Source organism: Vibrio breoganii, assembly GCF_024346795.1.
GTDB lineage: Bacteria > Pseudomonadota > Gammaproteobacteria > Enterobacterales > Vibrionaceae > Vibrio > Vibrio breoganii.
In genome coordinates, this window is the sequence record NZ_AP024864.1 from 1,891,597 (window position 1) to 1,913,154 (window position 21,558).

General features: G+C 43.4%; 17 protein-coding genes. 1 reads left to right on the forward strand and 16 read right to left on the reverse strand.

Annotated features, from left to right (window positions below; genetic code table 11):
* Positions 1–113: 113 nt before the first annotated feature.
* The gene (locus OCU35_RS08815) at positions 114–1,328 is read right to left on the reverse strand and encodes a peptidoglycan DD-metalloendopeptidase family protein (protein ID WP_261825204.1); all 1,215 of its coding nucleotides are present in this window, start codon (positions 1,326–1,328) and stop codon (positions 114–116) included.
* Between the two features lie 261 nt (positions 1,329–1,589).
* On the reverse strand, positions 1,590–2,180 hold the full coding sequence (locus tag OCU35_RS08820) for a murein L,D-transpeptidase catalytic domain family protein (protein ID WP_017027565.1): 591 nt from the start codon (positions 2,178–2,180) through the stop codon (positions 1,590–1,592).
* Between the two features lie 592 nt (positions 2,181–2,772).
* On the opposite strand from OCU35_RS08820, the gene OCU35_RS08825 reads away from it, so the two are divergent.
* Positions 2,773–3,927 (forward strand): amino acid permease, encoded by a 1,155-nt coding sequence (locus tag OCU35_RS08825; RefSeq protein WP_261825205.1) that lies wholly within the window; start codon positions 2,773–2,775, stop codon positions 3,925–3,927.
* A 110-nt stretch (positions 3,928–4,037) separates the two neighbouring features.
* Here the strand turns inward: OCU35_RS08825 and OCU35_RS08830 are convergent, their stop codons facing one another.
* The 14 genes from OCU35_RS08830 to OCU35_RS08895 all read right to left on the reverse strand — a co-directional run bounded on the left by OCU35_RS08830 (position 4,038) and on the right by OCU35_RS08895 (position 21,533).
* Entirely contained in the window at positions 4,038–5,657 is a 1,620-nt protein-coding gene (locus OCU35_RS08830; RefSeq protein WP_261825206.1) for a BCCT family transporter, read from the reverse strand.
* Positions 5,658–6,097: 440 nt separating this feature from the next.
* The gene (locus tag OCU35_RS08835) at positions 6,098–7,129 is read right to left on the reverse strand and encodes an FUSC family protein (protein ID WP_261825207.1); all 1,032 of its coding nucleotides are present in this window, start codon (positions 7,127–7,129) and stop codon (positions 6,098–6,100) included.
* Positions 7,130–7,370: 241 nt separating this feature from the next.
* Positions 7,371–7,793: a hypothetical protein gene (locus OCU35_RS08840; protein ID WP_102360342.1), complete on the reverse strand. Its 423-nt coding sequence runs from the start codon at positions 7,791–7,793 to the stop codon at positions 7,371–7,373.
* Positions 7,794–8,022: 229 nt separating this feature from the next.
* Complete coding sequence (locus OCU35_RS08845) at positions 8,023–9,087, reverse strand: DUF2955 domain-containing protein (RefSeq protein WP_261825208.1); 1,065 nt, start codon at positions 9,085–9,087, stop codon at positions 8,023–8,025.
* Positions 9,077–10,183 carry an HlyD family secretion protein gene (locus OCU35_RS08850; protein ID WP_102490185.1) on the reverse strand — a complete coding sequence of 369 codons (1,107 nt, stop codon included), beginning with the start codon at positions 10,181–10,183 and terminating at the stop codon, positions 9,077–9,079. The genes OCU35_RS08845 and OCU35_RS08850 overlap by 11 nt, the downstream gene beginning before the upstream one ends.
* 163 nt (positions 10,184–10,346) lie before the next feature.
* Positions 10,347–10,562, reverse strand: a complete 216-nt coding sequence (locus tag OCU35_RS08855; RefSeq protein WP_261825209.1) for a helix-turn-helix domain-containing protein — start codon at positions 10,560–10,562, stop codon at positions 10,347–10,349.
* 200 nt (positions 10,563–10,762) lie between these two features.
* The gene (locus tag OCU35_RS08860; protein WP_017031000.1) at positions 10,763–10,963 is read right to left on the reverse strand and encodes a hypothetical protein; all 201 of its coding nucleotides are present in this window, start codon (positions 10,961–10,963) and stop codon (positions 10,763–10,765) included.
* 427 nt (positions 10,964–11,390) lie between these two features.
* Positions 11,391–13,553, reverse strand: a complete 2,163-nt coding sequence (locus OCU35_RS08865; protein WP_261825210.1) for a glycoside hydrolase family 3 N-terminal domain-containing protein — start codon at positions 13,551–13,553, stop codon at positions 11,391–11,393.
* Between the two features lie 2 nt (positions 13,554–13,555).
* A complete protein-coding gene (locus OCU35_RS08870) occupies positions 13,556–14,044 on the reverse strand; it encodes a hypothetical protein (protein ID WP_065209649.1) in 489 nt (162 codons plus the stop codon).
* Entirely contained in the window at positions 14,044–14,865 is an 822-nt protein-coding gene (locus OCU35_RS08875) for a carbohydrate ABC transporter permease (protein ID WP_065209648.1), read from the reverse strand. Before OCU35_RS08875 ends, OCU35_RS08870 begins: the two co-directional genes overlap by 1 nt.
* A gap of 2 nt (positions 14,866–14,867) precedes the next feature.
* The gene (locus OCU35_RS08880) at positions 14,868–15,743 is read right to left on the reverse strand and encodes a carbohydrate ABC transporter permease (protein ID WP_065209647.1); all 876 of its coding nucleotides are present in this window, start codon (positions 15,741–15,743) and stop codon (positions 14,868–14,870) included.
* 24 nt (positions 15,744–15,767) lie between these two features.
* Entirely contained in the window at positions 15,768–17,015 is a 1,248-nt protein-coding gene (locus OCU35_RS08885; protein WP_102427233.1) for an extracellular solute-binding protein, read from the reverse strand.
* 8 nt (positions 17,016–17,023) lie between these two features.
* Positions 17,024–18,010 carry a LacI family DNA-binding transcriptional regulator gene (locus OCU35_RS08890; RefSeq protein ID WP_065209645.1) on the reverse strand — a complete coding sequence of 329 codons (987 nt, stop codon included), beginning with the start codon at positions 18,008–18,010 and terminating at the stop codon, positions 17,024–17,026.
* A gap of 148 nt (positions 18,011–18,158) precedes the next feature.
* The gene (locus OCU35_RS08895) at positions 18,159–21,533 is read right to left on the reverse strand and encodes a GH36-type glycosyl hydrolase domain-containing protein (protein WP_261825211.1); all 3,375 of its coding nucleotides are present in this window, start codon (positions 21,531–21,533) and stop codon (positions 18,159–18,161) included.
* Positions 21,534–21,558 lie beyond the last annotated feature (25 nt).

The following is a 21,558-nucleotide window of genomic DNA, read 5'->3' on the forward strand; positions in this document are numbered from 1 at the left end:
CTACAACAACCCTGAAAGAGAGGGAATAAAGCACGGTATCGTAGTCTAGTTAGCAAAAATAAGGGCTAACTACGACGTTAGCCCTTACTCTAAAAATTAAACCTACGCATACACTAGATAGTTAGCTCATCAAACTTAGAAATTCGCGCAGCAAACGACTCTTTGTTTTCTTTTGAAATTGAACTCGCCATGGGTAAATCCGCTTTCATAGGATCAACCGCACGATTTCGTACTAGGACTTCAAAGTGCAGATGGGGGCCGGTAATTCTTCCTGTAGCACCGGCAATAGCAATCTTCTGTCCACGCTCCACATAATCACCTCTTTTGACCAAGAATCGGTCAAGGTGAAGGTAACGGGTGGTATAGACACTGTTATGTTCGATAACCAGATACTTACCTGCATATGGGTGATTTCTAACCCCAACAACCCTACCATCACCCGTCGAATAAATAGCGGCACCCACTGGAGTAGCAAAGTCAGTTCCGTTGTGAGGCGTAATACGCCCTGTCACTGGATGCTTTCGCCTCGGGTTAAATGAAGACGTGATACGGCGAAACTGCGGTTCAACGGGGTAACGATTGAACGCCCTTTCTAAGCTATTACCTTCACGGTCATAGAAGCGACCATCATCCGCTAGAAATGCTGCAACCTCTTTTCTCGCCAGCTTAAAGGAAATGCCCTTAATCTCGCTATTGCCTGTAGGGTGATCGCCTAGGTACTGCTTATTGATCAATACATCAAAGCGATCGCCAGCCCTAAGCTCTCGAGCAAAGTTAATTTTATCGTGCAGAACGCGAGTGATATTGGCGATCTGGTTGGAACTCAAACCAACCTTGTGAGCCGATAAAGAGAAGCTACCCTCAACAATGCCCGAATAAAGGGTTTCTCTCCACTCGCCTTCTTCTTCAATAAAGTGGTAATCAAATTCGCCACTTTCAATTTGAGTATAAGTCGCACGCTCAACCAAGCTGATATTGTAGGTAAGGGATATGATCTGCCGTGTTACAGGGTCAATAACAAACTCAAGATGATCCCCTGGCTTTATCGTATCGAGTTGCAGCGGGACCTCATCAGCCGAGAGCACCTGTTGTAAGTTACTGTAGGGCAGCTCCCACGCAGAGAAAATGTCACTGAGGGTATCTCCAACCTTAACGAAATAATGTACACGCACAGGCGTTGGCTCTCGCGGAACCTCTGGTGCCTGAGTGATCAAAATATCGATATCTTGGCCGTGATTGGATTCAGATTGCAGTGCTTTGGGTAACAAGAAGGCAAGCGTAAAAGCGACTATGGCAATAGCCAAAGCGATAAGTCTAAAGTGTTTCATTACATATCGTGCGTGGGGGAATTACCGAGATGTTATAACATAACAATGGAATTACAAAGCCGGATTATGAACTTGATAGACTAAGCGGGGTGAAACTGCTCGCAAACTCTTTTGTATTGAGCTTTTTATATTCTTAGAAATGGAGACCCGTTGGGCGAACTATAGTGTAGATACCAATACCGAGCTTCCAGAAACAACAAAGCCCGCCGATAAAATCGACGGGCTTATAAAATCTAGCTTTGTATTTTGGGGAGCGTCGTTTTACGCACTCGCGTAGATAACACTGCCACCCTTGATCATATCAATGATCTCTTTGTTCACTTCTGGAGACAGTGCTGGGCAACCCCAACTGCGTCCTAGATAACCGTGCTTGTTGATGAACTCTTTAGTCGCATACTCTGCAGCATGAACAACAATGTGACGGTCTCTTGCCATGTCGTTCACTCCTTTACTTACACCATCAAGGCGCAAGGAATAACCATGATTACCGTAATAGGTTTCATTGGTTAAGAAAACACCTAGCGAGGTTTGTCGCGAGCTCATTATGTTCGAAAATTCTGTCGCAGTTTTACCACCGCTGTTCACGCCATGAGCCACATAGGTTTCAAACGCCAACTCTTCTTTTTCGAGATCGATAACAAAGAAACGCTTTTCTGTTGATGGGCGATCATAATCGATGATAGTCAGTACGGGCTTTTTAGCACCATCTGTTGACTTATATGCCTGATAAGCGTTTTTGAACAAATCAAAGTCCATCACACCTTCTAGACCTATAGTGTTGTACTTTTCTTCGATCTGGTTAATTTGTGATGTTTTTTCGGCTGTTTTTGCGGTTACTGCGCTCGACAACATGAGTGCAGACAAAAATAAAAATAACGATTTCACTGTCAAATTATATTACTCGCCAATAGAGATTAATGTTCACTTACCCATGACTTAGGGTTATTCATTCCGGTCATATGCAAGGCTTGTTTATAGACCGAGATTGTATATAAAATAACCATATTTTCAAGTCGAAATTGCGTTAACTAATGACCATGGCGTGAAATAATAGTTTTCACAACAGAACACCGTCATTCTGCAATTTGCCCTTTGCAATCCATCTCTACCTATATAAGATGAAACCCTCTCATTTCGAGAGCACATAGTTCAGGATTTACTATGTTTGTTTCAAAGGATTGTCTTTTTGTTCAGGACATCTTTAATGATTTTCAAGATTACAGCACCCATTATGGAACCCACTGAAGGGTCGCCACACCAGCAAGCTCACACTTCAAAAGCCTCTCTATCCCCTTTTGCTCTTCCTTGCACCTGCAACACCCTCTTGCCGTCATATTCATTTTCTCGATTTTACTTTTCGTATTGATCTTCACTTCCTTCTCAATACGCCTGCGCGTGCGCGCATGAATTCAAAATTTAATTAATATTTACGGTTTTATAGAAAATGAATACAAAACTTTTGGGTAGCGCCCTTATTATCTCCGGCACCGCTCTTGGCGCTGGCATGCTTGCAATTCCAATGGTATTAGCTCAGTTTGGCCTAGTGTACGGCACACTATTGATGGCTTTTATTTGGTTTGGTACTACCTACTCTGCATTGCTTCTACTTGAAGCCACCATCAAGTCCGGTGGCGGTTTAGGCCTTAATTCAATCGCTCGAGCATCCCTAGGCAAGGGCGGGCAACTCGTTACTAACGGCCTACTTTACGCACTACTGATCTGCTTATTGATGGCATACATCTTAGGCGCTGCAGACCTGCTATCACAGGGCGCAGCCGCTATTGGATTCTCCATCAGCTTCACTCAAAGCCAGATTCTATTTACCTTGGTCGCTGGCGCTATCGTAGCTTGTGGTACAGGCGTGATAGATAAGCTTAACCGCGCGCTTTTCTTGATCATGATAGCGAGCCTAGTCGTGACTCTGTTTGCACTGCTGCCTGAATTCTCAGCGCAAAATCTAGCGCAAGTGAGCAATCACAATCAGTTGGAGCTTATCAAGACCAGCGCCGTTCTCTTCACTAGCTTCGGCTTTATGGTGGTGATACCAAGCTTGGTTACATACAACAGCGATGCTACAGATAAACAGCTACGCAATATGGTTATTGTCGGCTCTCTGATCCCGCTGTTCTGCTACCTATGCTGGTTATTTGCGGTTGTGGGCAACTTGCCACCAGAGCAACTAAAACAGTTCTCGAGTGTTTCTGAGTTAATGGCAGGATTTGAACACGAAGCACCTTGGATTGGCACGGTACTGTCACTCTTTACCGGTCTAGCGCTGCTCACCTCATTCTTTGGCGTTGCCATGTCGCTGTTTCATCAAAATAGTGACACCTTTAAGCAAAACCGCGTTGTGACCTATGTGATTACCTTCGTATTCCCATTAGTGGGCGCGATTTTGGCGGCGGATCAGTTCTTATCTGTACTGGCCTACGCAGGAATCATCTTAGTGTTCCTAGCCGTATTCGTTCCTTTGGCCATGGTGTTCAAATTGCGCAACAGCGATACCCTAGGCGAGCGTTACGCCGCTGAGGGTGGCAATAGCATGATGCTATTTGGGTTTGTTTTTGGCGGCTTCTTGTTGATGTCTCAGTTGGTGTAAACCGGTATTTAGTGCTGGGCATTAAATATTATCTCTAACGCTAATAAACAAAAAAAGCCTCGGCACATTACGTACCGAGGCTTTCACATTTTTACTTTATTAAAAGTAAGTTATTTTTTCACTTCAGCTTCAACATAGTTAGCATCTGCTTTTGAACCGCCTACTTCTGTCAGTAAGCCTTTCACCAAGCTAAAGCAACCAATCAGTAGAATGATGGTGAATGGCATTGCTGCAATTATCGTGATCGACTGTAGCGCCTGAATAGACTCAGTGCCGCCAATCCACAACATCACCATAGCGATAGTGCCTGAGATCAGTGCCCAAATGATTTTTTGCTTCATTGGTACGTCCATCTTTCCGCCGGCAGTCATGCTATCAATAACAATCGAGCCGGAGTCCAAGGTAGTAACAAAGAACACAACGATTAGGATCACCGCAACCACTGACAGTATGTCGCCAATAGGATAGGCCTCAAGCATATAGAAGAGACTCAAAGAGACATCACTAAGCGCTTGTTTGGCTCCCAGTATTCCCACGTTATCAATCATCTGTTGGATGGCAATGCCACCAAACGTCGACATCCATGCTGTAGTTACGAGTGTTGGAATAATCAGTACGTAAACAAGGAACTGACGAACGGTACGTCCTTTCGAGATACGAGCAACAAACATGCCAAAGAACGGTGCGTAAGCAACCCACCAAGCCCAGTAGAACACAGTCCAACCATGTAGGAAGGTAGTATCTTCACGACCTGAGGTTTGACTCAATGCATAAGCATTTTTAACGTAACCAACCACAGCTGTTGTGAATGAGTCTAGTACTGTTGTGAAGTTCAGCACCGCCATCAACAGAAGGAATAGGATAGCAATCGCCATGTTTATGTTACTGAGCAGCTTCACGCCACCATCCATACCACGTAGCACAGAGATGATAGCAAGGCCCATGATCAGTACGATGATAGATTGCTGAAGCAGCAAGCTGTTATCTAGACCAAATACATGACTGATACCACTCGCTGCCTGCGTGCCACCTAAGCCAAGAGACGTCGCCAAGCCAAATAGTGTCACCAGAACGGTCAGGATATCGATAACATCACCGGTTTTGCCCCAAACTCTATCCCCTAATATCGGATAGAACACAGAGCGCATCGCCAGTGGTAAGCCTTTGTTATACACAAAGTAAGCCAGACAAAGTGCCGTTACACCATAGATAGCCCACGCATGCAGACCCCAGTGGAACGTCGCTGCACCCAATGCTAGCTCGCGAGCTTCCATCGTGTGTGACTCAACGTTCAATGGCGTGCCATACCAACCCGTATAGAACGCGGTCGGTTCTGCAACACCCCAGAAAATAAGGCCAATACCCATACCCGCTGCAAACAACATCGTAATCCAAGAAAACGTTGAGTAGTCGGTAGTTGCGCCATCACCGCCCAAGCGAATTTTACCTAAAGGTGAAAAAGCAATAACGATGGCAAAGATTAGGAAGAGGTTTGCTCCCCACATAAATAGGAAGTCGAAGTATGAAAGAACAGCGCCTTTCACAGCATCAATCGCAGCTTTAGCCTCAGCTGGCGACATGACTAACAGTGTAACAATGAAAAGAAGTGATAACGCTAGAGAGCCCATAAAAACGGTGTTATGGATATCCATGCCCCATTTCGTTACGTTATCTTGACCGACCTGATAGTCGGTGGATTCAATACTATATTTTTTTGATTTTGAACTCATAAACAATGAGGTTTAGCTACCGCAAAAGCGATAACAAACGACTAACTCCATGTTAGTGATAATTTGATAAGCCGAGTCTTATGAGTGCGTTGTTGGCATTAAAAATAGTTGTAGATTGCCGGCGACTCTAAGCTCTGATCTTATCCCCTACGGCGGCATGATAACACAAAAGGGCCATTTTTGAGGCTTTCACACAAAATCGTTCACTAATTCAACTAAAACATAAGGGAACTTTAATCCATCTTTCTCTATTTAGACGGCATCACATCCATTCTATGCTTCAAGGGATGGGGAAATAAGTAGGACCTGCGGCATTAATGCATGTAAGAGTTTTCAGTCGTCGAACGGCATTTTTTATAACAACTTTTTGGTCAGTGACCAAGCAGAAGGCACCATCCGTATGCCTTTTACTTATTGGAAATGCACACAAAGGCCTATTTCTAGGCGAAATCTTTATCTCGCAATGGGATAAGGAAGCCTAACAGCACCATCACGCCACCACCGATTAAGGTATCCCAAAAACGAGGCATGAAAACAAGTTCAGTAATCTGCAAATTAAAGGGACCAACAGCATAGGCCAATATCAATAGCATGATAAACGCTGTAGCGACCGTATAATTGTGCTCTAGGTAAACCAAGATCATATACAGTGAAACAATCACCAAAGACCATTTGATTGCGGTAACCATTAGCTCTGAGTCTAGGTACCCCATGAGCAGTCCCAGAGGCACATAAATGGCTGCACCAAGCACAGTGCCGCTGAAGCGTTGCCACGCCTTAGGCGCCAACTGCTTAGAAATCGGGCTGTGAATCATCATAAAAAGGTAGGCAGCTAAAGCCGCTCCTGAGCCGTCGATAAAACCCAATGAAAGAATCAAGCCTATGCCCAACGCCTTTCGAGAAGAGTATTTAACATCGACCTTATTGATTGTGCGCTTTGCTTTATCTTGGGCTTTATCTTGAGTTTGATTCCGCGAGGCATTAGGCCAAACAAAAGCTGTGGCTAACATCGCAACCACTATGCCAAGCACAACAGATACACTGCGTTGTATCATCAGTTCAGTGCTTTCAACCCCTTGTGGAACCATCATCATAGAGAGCAGCAAGAAACTCAAAGGCAATATGTATTTAGGCACACCTTGATGGTGGTTATCACGTTCAATGAGCACTAGCACAAACACAAAAATCGCTGTAGTAAATGGTGCATACGGCATAGGCACCAATGACAGAGGCACAGCAATCAAAGTCGTGACTAAAGGCTCTAAACCACCCCAAAGAACCGTTTTTTTGTTGGCAAACTTTAGATTATATATGAAGTGTATGATGCCGACTTCCACAGCAACAAAGGCTTCATCTACGTTGTAGAGATACGCACTTATCACTAGCAATACAGCGGACAATAGAAACATTCTATTTCCCAATACTAGGTAAGGCTTAGGCGGAATAATATTCTTAGCAAAGTTATCTAACATGTTTTGCTCCGTAGTTAGTCGTAGAAGTCGCGCTATGTACTCCCCTTGATAGGAGCGGTAGATTAACGGTTAATGACTAAGCACGATTGCCATTTGGTGACACGCTTACAACTATCAACACTACTGAATATCTGACGTTGGATTATTGAGGAAAAGGGATTTTTATATCTTCTATCTGTAATCGACCACTTTCTAGATTTCAAATACAACAAAGCCGCTCAACTGAGCGGCTTCTTTATAATTAGCTAGCTTGAGTAAGCTGTTTTGGACTGCTTGTGCTGAGCTTGTCCCAAGCGGCTTCAAATCCCATGATAAGGAAGATAAGTCCAAAGAATACTACCACGCCGTTGAAGTAACCTAGCATCTGCACCTTAGGGAATAGGTAGCCAATTGCACCCATCGTCGCAAACTTACCACCAACAAGTGAAATATAAGAGGTAATACCGCGACCTATCTTATATTTCTTCGCTTCACCCTTAGCCTGCCATTTAGCCGCAAGGAAACCCTCAAGCCATACGAAGAAGCTCAACATCAAGGAAATCAGAGCGCCCACCACAAAGATGTCCTCAACAGGGATCACCAACCAACTCCAAAGGTCACTTGCGATACCGGTTGCGATTACGCCAAGGGTTACTTTTTCTAGAATCTTTAGATTGCTTTTCATCGTTCACTCTCTGTAGTTAGTTGCTAAGGGCCAAACTCTTACTGCGATTTATCCCCTTCGATGTAATGTATTCTAGAGAAAACAGAAAACAATAACGCCCATTTTGCGCCAGTCATTCCATTCATTTGATAAATAATTAACCAACGTAAAATGCCACCCGTGAATACACTAGGTGGCGTCAATCTATTTTAACAAGACAGCGTTCATGAAGTCCTACACACACTATTACTTATGTGCGTTTGGATAGTTCTCTTTTTGACTTCTTCAAGGTTCTCTCTGTTTTGGCTACTAATGCCTTTCTTGCTTCATCTCGGCCTTCAAAGAAATACACCATAAACACTAGGTAAGGTATCACCAAGATAAGCTGGAAGATTCGAACGTACAGCTTGTCATCCAGTGCGCCGGTAGTCATTGAAGAACCGATCAGTACCAGAAAACCGGTAAATGCAGTGGCATAAATAGGTGCCTTTGCAGGATCGGTATAGATCTTGGTGCCGATGAGGCAAATTACTAACAACATCACCAACATGTAAACCCACATATTCGGTGTCAGTGACATCACGAAGAAAGCGATGAGGGCTAAAATCGCCCCAAATACATTCGCAATAATGAAGAACATTGACGTTTTATTGGCCTTCTCTCCCGTTGTAAACAAAGAGAGCAAGGTAACAAAAGCGACCGTCAGCATTACCTGAGACAGCTGATAGTAGAAATACAAACAAATCAGAGGAAAGGAGATCAGCCACGCTCTTATCGCTCCACCCCATCTCATAGCCTGTGGCAGAGGAGATGGAGGAAATCCATTGAATTTGTTTTCTTCTATCTCCGGAAAATAGACATGTGACAGCGCATAAAACCCTACTGATACCACGCCAGAGAAAGCGAAACCAATACCGACATCTAAGGCGGCTTGCTGATCCACTATGGTAATGTACGGTTGCAGCAGCAGGTTAATTACCAGAAACGTTGCAAACATGATCCACTTAGGGTCAGTAAACAGATAATAGGCCCATAGAATGCCCGCCCCATAGAGCGCGAGGAAGGCAATCTTATACTCCGGAAATCCTGTAGATAGCGCGTAACTGATCAACATGGTCACAATCAAGGCATACACCAGTTGCTTCACATGCAAGATATGAAATTCAGCCTTATCGACAATGAACTTTGCGGTAAGTAGTGGCGCACAAAACGCTAAAGGCCAGTTAAACCACACTGCAATAAACGTTGATAGCCCTACCCCAAAGATGAAGCGAAATATTTTCCGCTCCTGTGCTTTTGTGATGTTATCGAACATAAGAGAATAGACTCACAAGTCGAATCCAAGCCTTCCCAAGCATATTCATCAGTGAACTCTCATCGGTATAAACGACCACATCCGCTTGTCCACCAATACGCATATATTCAGTCGCATCTGCATCATCCAACTGAATAGTTACAGGCATACGCTGTGAATCTCTGAGCCAACCATTTTGCTTGGTTACACTGGCAAGTGCACCAGGCTGGTCTGCAACGCCCCATGCAGCGCCCAAATCAACCGATACCACACGACCTGAATAGGTCTTTCCGGGGGCAAAATCTAAGGCAACCTCTACCTTGTTACCTTGTTGTATATTGCCAAGGCTGTTCTCTCGAAAGTTCGCTTCTATCCATAGATTGTCACTAGATACAAAGGTTAATAGACTCTGCCCTGCCTTTGCATAAGCCCCTTCGGTGAGTTTGAAGTTGGTGACTGAACCATCTGTCGGAGCACGAAGGATCGTACGCTCAACATTCAGCTGGGCTTGCTGTAATTCAAGCAATGCGGTCTGCATTTGAGCATTGTCTTCGCCATTGGCACCCACTTGAGTTTTAGCTCGCTCAAGGTTCGCTCTTGCCTTTGCGACATCTGCCTTAGCTGTCTGTAGAGCAGCGCGCGTATTATCGGCGTCAGACTTAGAAACAATGCCTCTATCAGCCAAACTCAATAAGCGTTGACCTTGGCGTTTAGCGTTATCAAGGGCAACAACGGCATTGGTCAACTGCGCTTGGGCAGCCATAACATCGGCCATTTGTGCACCGACATTTTGCCCAGTGAGTTTAACCTTGGTTTCCGCTTTCTTAAGTGCAATTTGGTAATCAATAGGCGCAATTTTTGCGAGAACAGTCCCTTTTTTGACAACCTTATTAGGCTCAACCAACACAGTGTCAATGGGGCCCGACACCTCAGGGATCAAACTCACTACGTTGCCTTCAACTCTAACATTATCGGTTGTAGGTATAATTCGGTCGGAAACCACAGCAGTACCGATGGATACAAACACCAAAGCTAAGATGGCATTGGTTGTCCTCTTTACCTTGTTTACTGGCTTCTGTTGCTCGGCTGTTTCTGGAGTGTTCTCTTGCTCTGCCATAACGCGTACTTCTCACAAACTATTTGTCTTACCTAACCTCGCGTAGCGAGAGTTAGAGTTATCTTTTGTGAGGTTATATCAGGGCCTGTATACACAATTGCCACTTGATGACAACTAGGGTTGAAAAAACTGTACCACCATCACAGTTCAACAAGTGAATACATTAAACTGCTGTCGTCTGCTTATCATGCGTCGAACTCATTTGTCTAAACTCGCTAGGATTGAGGCCAGTTCCTTTAACAAAAGCTCGCCAAAAGTTGGATTGATCTGTGTACCCAACCTCAGTAGAGACATCGGTAATGCTTAGCTCTGTAGATGTTACAAGCTCTTTGGCAGCTTTAATTCGAAGTTTGCCGGCGATCTCGCGAAAGCGTGTCATTTCCCAAAGGCTATCCAGTGAAAACTGTTTGGGTTGAGGGCACAATTTCCTCGGAGCTTAAATCAGAAGATGTATACATCGTTGATGGCACCAGCAATATCACCATGGGATATAGTCTTAATGCGACGCATGTAAAGTATTACGAATAGCCAAGGACTCACAATTTTTTTGTTTGTAAGTTATTTGAAAGGGTAACCGTCTCACATTGCTAGGAGGGCAGCAAAGCCAACGAAGCCCGGCAACCCAAGGTGGTGGCTAAGATAATTGCCAAGTACAAATATCGAAACCACATGCGCTAAATCGTAAAACAGTTCGATCCAATGAACGTGATCACTACTCGCCTCTGCATCAAGGTGATGCGTAGGTTTACGCCAAAGTGGGTGCTTTTTCGATATATCCATACAAGGGTCCCCTAAGCTTCCTGCATATCCTTTGCTGAGTTTTACTTCGTGCGTACACACCACGAGCCAAGCCAGTGCGCCGACTTCCTCGATTAGCGGTAACTTCTAGGTAATGGAAAAATAGAAATCATAGCCCTAACCATCTTAGAACAACTTTCAGAGTGTTTATAATGAAAATCAAACACTTAAATATTTAGGGATACTGCCGTAGGAAACAGAGTGTAAGTGATACTTACCCTATGCGGACGAGGGGTTAACAATAGAAGACGATTAGCTCTACGTCTCGCTCTAGTAGTAATACTAGAGCGAGTTATCGAACACGGCAAAACCATGGCCATTAATTCAGATACTACTCATCTAGCTCTATACAATGAGCTCAGATGCGATGTACTCAAACTTATAATGACTATGCACTAAACACTAAGCACTAAGCACTGAGCACATCAATGGATACTTGCAAACTGGAGTTTGAATCACCACCGACAAAGATCGTGACCTTGGCAGCTTCTTGCTCAATAGTTCCTTTTTTGCCATAAAAAGCGAAGTCATCTGTGGTTAAAGTAAATTCAATCGTTTTGCTTTCAAAAGCCTTTAAGTCTACTTTTTTAAAAGCCTTCAACTCTCTACGAGGGCGTGTAGTTGAAGTCCCTTTCTGTGAGATATAGCATTGAATCACTTCACATCCATCAACCTCAGAATCATTGGTAACGGCAACGGATACATGAACCTCCTCTCCGATAGAGACCTTAGGTTTAGATGATTTCAGGTCGCTATATGAAAAGCGGCTATAACTCAATCCAAAGCCAAACGGATACAGCGGTGTATCTTGGCAATCCTTGTAAGGCTGATAATCTTGATACGCTCGCATTTTTCCTAGTTCTTTACGTGCGTAATAGATTGGGATCTGCCCCGTAGAGCGAGGGACGGACATGGATAACTTGCCTGATGGATTGACCAACCCGTAGAGAATTCGTGCAACGGCATTCCCTGTTTGGGTGCCACTTTGCCAAGCATAGACAAGTGCATCGCCGTGCTGCTCTATCGCAGGAGACGGAATCGGGCGTCCTGTACATTGAACCACAATCAATGGTTTGCCAGTTTTTCCGATTGCTGAAATAAGCTGTTCTTGACCCGCGGGCAATGCAAGGTCGGCTACATTACGTGCCTCCCCTGTTCTTCTATGGCTTTCCCCAATACACAACACAACCACATCGGCTCGGTGCGCGCACTCCACCATATCGTCACTGAACGCGACACTATCGGTAATGATAGTATTCTGCTTTGATTGAGCTCTTAACCCATCGATGATAGAAACTACATCGTCACTACTACCATCCAAACACCAAGAGCCTAAATGCTGTCGCTGTGAGTCTGCATGCGGACCGATCACGGCTACGGTTAAACCTGAATCAGCTAGCGGAAGGAGGTCATTGTCATTTTTCAATAGCACTAAGCTTTCTTCTGCAAGAGCCAGAGCCTTATTTGCATGCTCAGGTTTGCCAAGAACACTAAGATGATGTTTCGGATCAACGTAAGGTCTCTCAAACAAACCAAGACGAAACTTAGCTCGAAGAACGTTCCGCACAGCATCATCTAATTCAGCTATAAGCTCTGGGTTTCTTTCTATCGCTAGAGCCAAATTATCTTCGTATGCTTCATGGGTCATTGCCATATCAACACCCGCTTCAAGGGCGAGTGCTGCAGCATGTTCACTGTCTTTCGCAACACCAAAGTACTCAAGATCAGAAATAGACCCCCAATCACTCACCACTAAACCATCAAAGCCTTGTTGCCCTCTTAGCCAGTCACGAACTAATGGTTTAGACCCGGTGACAGGTGTACCACCAAGGTCATTGAATCCAGTCATCAATGAACCTACACCTGCATTGATTGCTGCCTTAAATGGAGGCAAGTACACATTATGCAGACTATTTTCGGAGATTTCCGTTGTGTCGTAATCACGACCGCCCTCTGAAGCCCCGTAGCCAACAAAATGCTTAGCACAGGCCAAAATATTCTCAGGTTGAGTTAAGTCATCGCCTTGAAAGCCACGCACAACAGCTTTGGCCATTTGACTGGTCAAATGAGGGTCTTCCCCACTACTCTCAATAACCCGACCCCAACGAGGATCGCGAACAATATCGAGCATAGGAGCAAACGTCCAATTAATACCGAGCGAGGCCGCTTCCGCCGCAATACCACGATAAGCTTCTTCTACTAATAATGGGTTCCAAGAGCAGGCCTGGGCTAACGGAATGGGTAGCACTGTTTTTTGCCCATAGATAACATCGCGAGCAAAGATAATAGGAATACCCAATCGGCTCTCTTCTATCGCGGCTTTTTGAATCTCATTTAACTGATTGGGATCAACCGATTCACCCGGTGCATTTCCGGCCCATGCAGTATCAGCTAAAATTCGAGAGCCCCATTTCCCCTTGCGTACCTTGTCTAGGTAAAGCGCTTTATAAGAGCCATAGTCCAACATTGGCGATTGGCATAATTGACCCATTTTTTCTTCGAACGTCATTTTTGACAACAAATCTTCAGTGCGAACATCAATAGCCAATGAAGAGTCTTTATATTTAACCATCGTTATTGCTCCAAAGTGGACTTAGGTTTGTAGTTCGGAAATGCTTCCAACAAAAACTCACTCATCTCAGTGGCAAGTTCACTATCCCCATTTTGCAATGCCAGTATTCGCAATTGCTCAGCCGCTTCAGGCACATAACGAGCGTCTAGCTCAACGTAAGTCTCAATAAACATTTCAAGCTGTTGCTGGTTAAGCTGAGCAAGGATCTTTTCAGGCATTGCTTTGGCGTCGTCGTAAAACGAAGGTTTAGGACCAAGAACTGCATTTTCCCAAGTTTCGAGTACTTGTTGAAATCCACCTAGATAAACATCATCTTGCCGCAGTTCAAGCTTATTCATGCCTTTCAGGGCAATCAGTAAATTCTGCTCTTCAATCTGCTGGTGAGCGTATTCATTGTATCGTTCAGAAAGTTGATATGTTTTCAGCCAGGCTGTGCCGTAAGCAATTGCCACCAACAGTGCAAAGAGCCCCAATTTAATTCCATTGCTCATTACTTCACCCCAACACCAGTAAACGCTTTAATAAAGTTTTTCTGTAAACAGAAGAAGACAATAACCACAGGCACTGCGATCATGGTCGTCATTGCCCATAACTGCTCTAAGTTGGTGCCTGGCACTTCAGTTTGGAAATTATAGAGAGCCAGTTGCAACGTCATTAGAGACTCATCTCTCACGTACAAAAGCGGTCCCATGAAGTCATTCCAAGCCCCCATGAACGTTAGAATACCTACCGTCGCTAGCGCTGGTCTTAACATAGGCAAAACAATCTTTCTAAAGATACGAATTTCATTAGCACCATCAATGCGAGCTGCTTCTAAATAGGCATTGTCGATTTGCTTCATGAATTGCACTAGAAGAAATATATTATATGCACTAATAGAACCTGGAATAATTAATACTCTGTAAGTGTTTATCCAGTTCCATTCATACATCATCATATAAGTTGGGATTGTAAATAATACTGCAGGGATCATCATTGAACCAAGAATCACCTTCAACCAAAACTCTCTCCCCGGGAGTTTTGTTTTAACAATGGCGTAAGCAACCATAGAAGAAAACAATACATTTAAAAACGTAACCGATAATGAAATGAAGATAGTATTAAAGAACACTCGTCCTAAATTTATCGAATCAAATACTTCAACATATCCTTTAAATGACCACTCTGTCGGAAGACTATTAGGAGAGTGCATTATCTCCGGCCCAGTTTTAAATGAGTTAATCAACATAAAAAAGAATGGGTACAATACGACTATAGAAGCAACCGCGAGTGTTACGTAAATCAGGATCATTGTATTTTTATTTTTGTTCATACTTAGTCTTCTTTACTTGTGATTTTCAGTTGCATCATTGTTAATAAGTAAATAACAGCTGCAAGCATTAAGCCTATGGTTGAGGCTTCACCCATTTGCATCTTTTCGAAGCCTACTTGATACAAATATAAAACAGGTGTTAGCGCGGATTGATACGGGCCGCCACTTAAGTCAAAGTTCATAAACACTTCAATGAACATCTGTAAACCATTGATAATATTCATGGTCATAACAAATATAATCTGAGGCATAATCATAGGCAGTGTGATTTTACGTGTCTTTCGCCACCAAGATGCACCGTCGATATCTGCAGCTTCAAAGAGAGAACGGTTTATGCTTGCAATACCACCTAGGAATATGATCATCTGAACACCAAACCACTTCCAAGCACTAAATACTGCAATAACAGGCATAGGAAGCCACTGTTCAAATTTCCAGAAAATGGGTTCAGATATAATATGCGCGTTGATCATAGAACTTTGTATCGGCCCTGACGGTCCGGAAATAAAATCAAAGATAACCATAGCGACAGTAATAGAAGTGATAACAGGAATAAACATTATCGTTCTGAAAAAGCTTGCCATGAACTTTATTTCATTTAATAGCAAGGCAAGACCAAGTCCAATAAAAAAACTGAGGAACACGAATATTACTTGGTTGAACAATACATTAAACAGTGATTTCCAAAACATGAAATCTGTTACCACAGATATCCAATTTGATAATCCAACAAATTTGGTATTCTCAGGCAATAAAATATTTGTTTCTAAAAAGCTACTTTCAAACGAAAGATAAAAAGGATACATCAAAAAAACCATGAAATATATTATCCAAGGCGCAAGGAAAACATACCCCATGATGAGGTTATTCTTTTTCATATTAGTACCACTCGAACTTATATATTAATGAACAAATATTTTATTTGCTTGCTGACTTGCTGACTCAACGGCCGTCTCAGCAGTTATTTCTTTTTTAAGTACAACCTTGGAGTACTGCTGCAGTAATATAGTTGCAACATCAGCTGATTGTGAAAAGGGTTCACTCATAATGGTAAAGGGAAGCTGATCTACAAATGGTTTGGCTTCCTTGCTTTGGTAATAAGGTCTGTCTTGCAATTCAGTTAATACTGGCAACTGACCAAGTTCTACGTTTGCTTGATGATTAAGCTCATCATCCATTAGCAGTTGAACAAATGCCCAGCTAAGTTCTTCAACCTCAACCGTATTCTTGAATATCATAAGTGCACGACCATCAAGGGTTGAATAAGAAGTATCGCTCTTGTTTAAGGTCGGTATCGGTGCAAGCCCAACATCTTCCCCTACCACCATAGGTCGCTGTGCCGCCTCTTGTAAGTTGGCTTTCCAACCAAACCCAAACTGTGGCCACATACCAATATTGCGCGAGAAGAAGCTTTTCTCCATCGTCAACGGTGCAAACTTTTGTGCTTGTTGCATTGTCTCTAAGAACGCCGCCATATTGGCTTCTTCTTTGTCAAAAACAGGATGTGTTCCAAAGCGGTTAAGTAGTGTAAATTCACCCTCATTAAAGTTGTAGTACATCTGAGCCAACATACCCCAGTACCAACTACCAGAAGACAATACATCATTCCAAAATACGGTCCCGTAAACTGGGCTCCCATCTTGACGCGGGGGCAACTGGTTTATTTTTTCTGCTGCGTATAAAAACTCTTCCCAAGTTTGCGGCGGCTGGTCTGGATCAAGCCCAGCTTCCAAGAATAGTTCTTTGTTATAAATCATTAATTGGGTGGTGGCATTCCATGGAATGTAGTAACTACGACCAAAATTCTTGCGTAGAAAAACAGGATCTATTCGATCGATAAGCTCTTGATAACCTTCAAACTGATCAAAGTAAACGAGCTTGCCCATTTTTGCATATTTAGCTGGTTGATAACCAAATACACCCGCGTATAAATTTGGTAGGTCACCTGCCGCCATTCGAGTTTCTAAGTTTTCATCGTTTGAAACAACGACTTCAACATCGGGATATTGCTTCTTAAACTCAGGTACAACTACATTACGAACAAAATTCATGTAGTTACCAGCGGGTGTCATGACTTCTAGCTTAGTTGCAGCAAACGTAACCGTTTGGCAACTAAAAGCAAGCACACACCCAATTAACCATTTTTTCATGATCCACCCTACAAAGTTTCCCTTAAAATTAATTTTGTCGGTAGAATTCTCAGATCTTCCATTTCATCTTTACTGTTCATTGCATCGAGCAGTGTTTTTGCTGCTATCTCGCCCATACCCATTTTTTGGTGGGAGATAGTGGAGAGTCTTGGAATCATGAGTTCTGCCATCTGTATATCGTCAAACCCAACCAGTTTCATGTCTTCTGGAATTGCGATACCTTTTTCTTTCGCTGCACGGATAATGCCAATTGCCATCTCATCGTTGGAAGCGAATACCGCTTTTGGCTGCTTACCTTGTTCTATCAGTTCCTGCATCTTTTTATATGCTGTACGCTCGGTGAAATCCCCTTCTATCAGCAATGATTGATCCACATTAATCTTGTAGTAACCCAATGCTGAGATATAACCATCAAGGCGCTTTTGAGCATCATAAGAGTCTTCAGGACCTCCAAAGTAGTAAATCTCTTTACAACCGGAGTTAATCAAAGCTTTGGTCGCTGAAAACGCACCACCAAAATTATCAATGAGAATGTTGTAAATATTCGGGCCCGAGACCTCCCTATCTAAAACAACAACAGGGAAGTCCTTCTTTGCTACCGACTTTAAAAACTCATCATCAAACGAGTTGGTTAAAATAATGGCGCCGTCTACCATGCGATCGCGAATGTATTTGTGCGCCGTAGACCCCTCATTGCCATACACGCTGCAAGCAACAAGGTCATACCCATTTTGATGACAGACTTGCTCTATACCTTTCACTAACTCACTGTAGATCGGTCCAAACCATGAGTTAAAAAATAGGCCAATCGCATTGCTCTTTTTCTGTTTAAGCTGTTTTGCATTGTTGTTTGCAACATAGTTAAGCTCAGAGGCAACTTTCAATACATGCTCTCGGGTCGCATCACTAATTCGTGGGCTTCCGTTTATTGAATAAGATACCGTTGCGATCGATACATTTGCTTTCTTTGCTACATCTTTGATCGTCACTGCCATGTTCTACAGAGTCCTTGCTTCAATTGATTTCATCATCATCGTATGTGTTGAAACGATTCTACCAAGAATGTGCAATAAGCAACAATTAATACCAAGTCAATGTTGAAATTCATGATGTTAACCCGGTGAACCGGGTTAACATCATCGGCTACAGTGTGACCTTCAGAACATTACCTGATTCATTAAGCTTGTTTTTCAGATAGTTAGATTCCACAACCGCACCACCGGTACGATAACGATTCTGTTGAAGTTCAAAAGGAACATCGACACCATTTAGTTGAATCGTTTTAGGTGTGTATTGACCTTCCGCCGATGTAATGACCACTTTCACGGCTTTACCTTCAACTTCGTAGTCCATTGAAACAGTACCTAGTCGAGACGATACAATCGGATCAAGTACTAAGTTGCCACGTTCAAATCGCAAGCCAAACACATTACTGATCAGCTGATTCAAGTAAATGCCAGGACCACTGGAGTAGATACGCCATCCGCCCTTAACAGAGACTTCACCCGCTTTAACTTTATCGAAGTTATCGTAGGCCGAATAACGGTCATTAAATTTCGCATCAGAACTAGAGAAGTAAGCATTTGACTGTCTCATTTCAGCATTAGGAACAATATCTTGGATCCCCACCGGAATGATCTTGTATAAGTTGTCAAATACCGCTTCCGCATCGCCTAATTTACACAGCGCTTCGATGAATCGGATATGCGCATGACAATATTGCAATCCAACTTCTCGACCTAGGTTTGCCGCAAGCTCTGCACGTTTGAAGTAGGTTTGTTTGCCTGCCTTGTACTCCGCCATGCGATCCATGAGTCGTACCCCGTCTGGGTGCACTAAGTTCTCTTTAATCATCAGCATATGCTCATGCGCCATTTCCGGAGTGAACGTTTCCGAAATGATGGAGCGACTCGCAGGCAACAAGCGATATTTAATGCCAGTATTCTTGTCTGACGGGTGCAGAAGGTACTCTACTTGTTCAACTTCACCTTGCTCATCTCGATCAAAATGAATGAAGCCAGCAATGGTGTCATCTTTGATTAAATAATGGTGGTAGTCTTGCTCCATATCAGTGGCAAGCTTTGTTAACTCTTCACTGAAATGATCAAACTTTGTTGCCCCTTTTAGGACGCCAGCCATTCCTTTAAGCGCTTGTAATGTCAATGGAATCGTCCAACCACTGACCATGTTTTCACGCAACGACTGATTCGCAGGTTGTAGGGTGTCATCCCAGTCACCGTCGCCATAGCAAGAAAGTGAAGTGCCTGGAACAAGGTTATCGATGATGTGCTGAATTTGGCGTTCTACATGGTTAAACAGTGAGTAACACTCAGCGCTCTTAGTAAACTCTTCCTTCGCCAACGTGTATGGCAGCATCTCATCAAGTACACTGAAATCATCGGTAACCGCTAGGTATTCGCCTAAGGCCTTTAACGGCCAAACGATGATATCGCCATGGGCATCTTCTTGTTGAATCTGTGCATACTGATCGAACATAAACCACTGAGGCCAGGTTCCTGTTTCTTGATACTGATGACTATAAATCTCTTTAAGCAGGTCTCTTGCTTTGCCATATTCTTGCATTGACATGAACAGCTCAAATGGCCCCTGAGATACATCTCGAGTTCCCCAAGCTGCGCCAGAATACTGCTCCAAACCATGTGGTGTACTGTAGTGAACCAACGCATTGTGCGTAAACCAGTGAACAGTTTCGTTTAAGCGCTGGCTGTTAATTTCATCGTTTTCAAAATGCAGCTTGAACCCTTTAGTTAGCTTCAGTCGCTGTGACTCACACTTTGCTGTCTCTTCGTCAAATTCAATACGTTGGCCTTTAGAGTTAACTCCGGCCAATTCACCACCAAAAGTAATCCTCGCTTGATCATGCACGAGGCCTTTAAGCACAAGATAATCTACCGAACCAGTCTCGGGGTTAGAAATAGTGTCCCACTCGGATAACTCTAAGCTCGGCAACAGGCTGAAACTCAATTCAGACGAGAACTTTTCAATCAACTCGTTACGGCCTTGAATTGTGAGTCCATCTTCACCTTGAGTGACACGGATAACACTATCTGACTCGTTATTACCAAATACAAGTTGGTGTGATACGGCAATATCTAGCGCTGTGTCCAAGCCACGGGTTTCAATATCTAATTGAATGATTGGCGTGTCTGCAGAGGCGAATGAGCGTACATCAATGAAACCGTTAAGGTATTTGTAAACCCAGCGAGAGTAATTGGTTCCTACCTCGTAAGCGGAAGGCATCCCTAACGCTTGGTATGTCTCTCCCTGCTTGATCCAGATGCGTTGACCGCCATTGGAGAAATGGTTGAGAGGGTTTCTACATACACCTAATAGCTTATTGAATGATGTGTTACCCAGAGTTAATTGGGAGTTGAAAACACCAAATATATGATGGGTCGCACTCATAATAGAGTTTTGGTAATCGGTATTGTTTCCTGTTGCGATTACGTGCCCCGTTGTGCGTTCCATGTATTGCTCTTTTGCGGCCAGCGTCACATATTGACTGTCACCATAAAAGAACGATAGGAGCTCACCTTCTTTAGATTCAGAGAAACGGCGTTCAGTACCGAAAAGATCGCGTAATTCATCGTCAGTTAGCTTTTCACCTTTAATGTAAGGTGCTTTTCTTCGAGCCTTATACGGCAGAAGGTTGTCACAACTAACAGTGTGTTCACCATCTGCGTGCATAGATTTAATAGACGCGACATCCATGTGTTGTTTGAGGTTTGATTCTTCACAATGCCCCTCAACAACGCCATAGAATGTCTGAGCATTCGCATGATTTGGCGCTAAAGTAACGGACTCCGTTTGAAGTGCAATATAGCCCATTTCAAACTGATATTTTTCATTCGCTAGTTCGTACTTCTTCAGAGCCATGGCTTCGCCAGTGACTTTGTACTCTTGGCCAAAAAACTGATATCCATCCGTGCTAAAGCCAATAACAGGAGAGAACGAACCGAACTGAATTCTCGGATTACCCGTGCTTTGTGGAAGGTTTTGACGGCTGCACACGGTGAACCCGAAATCATCCAGTTGATAGACTTGGTGGTCTAAGTACTGAGAGCAATACGCTTCATTGGTTTTAACTGCACCTTCATCCGCCAATCCAAGGTCTTGTCCATAAACCAAGTCAAAGGTCAGCTCTGAACTTCCGATGTTATTTACTTCAACATCATAGAAGAAAGCACTATCTACAATTCTTAGCGATACTAATGCTTCATATTTATCTGTCGTTGTTTTCCAGGCTAATGAACCATCTTCTTGCTTAAACGTTTCAATTTCTTCATTAAAAAAAAGTAACGGTGTTGCAGAAATAACATCATTGTCGAACGTGCGTAGATAGATATTGCTAATCGACAACTCATTCAACGGCGTATCAAAAAGTGAGACCATTAATTTTTCACTGCGAATCGCAGACAGCACGCCAGTTGGGCTGAAGGTCATGTTAAGTTTTTCATCACCGACGATCAAAGCCGGCTCATTAATAAATTGGTGCATCGCGACAAATCTCCAGACGCTGAGT

What these genes read in the sequence shown, in the direction of transcription:
- OCU35_RS08815 (WP_261825204.1), bottom strand. Translation starts at nt 1,328, where the DNA reads ATGAAACACTTTAGACTTATCGCTTTGGCTATTGCCATAGTCGCTTTT.
- OCU35_RS08820 (WP_017027565.1), bottom strand. Translation starts at nt 2,180, where the DNA reads ATGTTGTCGAGCGCAGTAACCGCAAAAACAGCCGAAAAAACATCACAA.
- OCU35_RS08825 (WP_261825205.1), top strand. Translation starts at nt 2,773, where the DNA reads ATGAATACAAAACTTTTGGGTAGCGCCCTTATTATCTCCGGCACCGCT.
- OCU35_RS08830 (WP_261825206.1), bottom strand. Translation starts at nt 5,657, where the DNA reads ATGAGTTCAAAATCAAAAAAATATAGTATTGAATCCACCGACTATCAG.
- OCU35_RS08835 (WP_261825207.1), bottom strand. Translation starts at nt 7,129, where the DNA reads ATGTTAGATAACTTTGCTAAGAATATTATTCCGCCTAAGCCTTACCTA.
- OCU35_RS08840 (WP_102360342.1), bottom strand. Translation starts at nt 7,793, where the DNA reads ATGAAAAGCAATCTAAAGATTCTAGAAAAAGTAACCCTTGGCGTAATC.
- OCU35_RS08845 (WP_261825208.1), bottom strand. Translation starts at nt 9,087, where the DNA reads ATGTTCGATAACATCACAAAAGCACAGGAGCGGAAAATATTTCGCTTC.
- OCU35_RS08850 (WP_102490185.1), bottom strand. Translation starts at nt 10,183, where the DNA reads ATGGCAGAGCAAGAGAACACTCCAGAAACAGCCGAGCAACAGAAGCCA.
- OCU35_RS08855 (WP_261825209.1), bottom strand. Translation starts at nt 10,562, where the DNA reads ATGACACGCTTTCGCGAGATCGCCGGCAAACTTCGAATTAAAGCTGCC.
- OCU35_RS08860 (WP_017031000.1), bottom strand. Translation starts at nt 10,963, where the DNA reads ATGGATATATCGAAAAAGCACCCACTTTGGCGTAAACCTACGCATCAC.
- OCU35_RS08865 (WP_261825210.1), bottom strand. Translation starts at nt 13,553, where the DNA reads ATGGTTAAATATAAAGACTCTTCATTGGCTATTGATGTTCGCACTGAA.
- OCU35_RS08870 (WP_065209649.1), bottom strand. Translation starts at nt 14,044, where the DNA reads ATGAGCAATGGAATTAAATTGGGGCTCTTTGCACTGTTGGTGGCAATT.
- OCU35_RS08875 (WP_065209648.1), bottom strand. Translation starts at nt 14,865, where the DNA reads ATGAACAAAAATAAAAATACAATGATCCTGATTTACGTAACACTCGCG.
- OCU35_RS08880 (WP_065209647.1), bottom strand. Translation starts at nt 15,743, where the DNA reads ATGAAAAAGAATAACCTCATCATGGGGTATGTTTTCCTTGCGCCTTGG.
- OCU35_RS08885 (WP_102427233.1), bottom strand. Translation starts at nt 17,015, where the DNA reads ATGAAAAAATGGTTAATTGGGTGTGTGCTTGCTTTTAGTTGCCAAACG.
- OCU35_RS08890 (WP_065209645.1), bottom strand. Translation starts at nt 18,010, where the DNA reads ATGGCAGTGACGATCAAAGATGTAGCAAAGAAAGCAAATGTATCGATC.
- OCU35_RS08895 (WP_261825211.1), bottom strand. Translation starts at nt 21,533, where the DNA reads ATGCACCAATTTATTAATGAGCCGGCTTTGATCGTCGGTGATGAAAAA.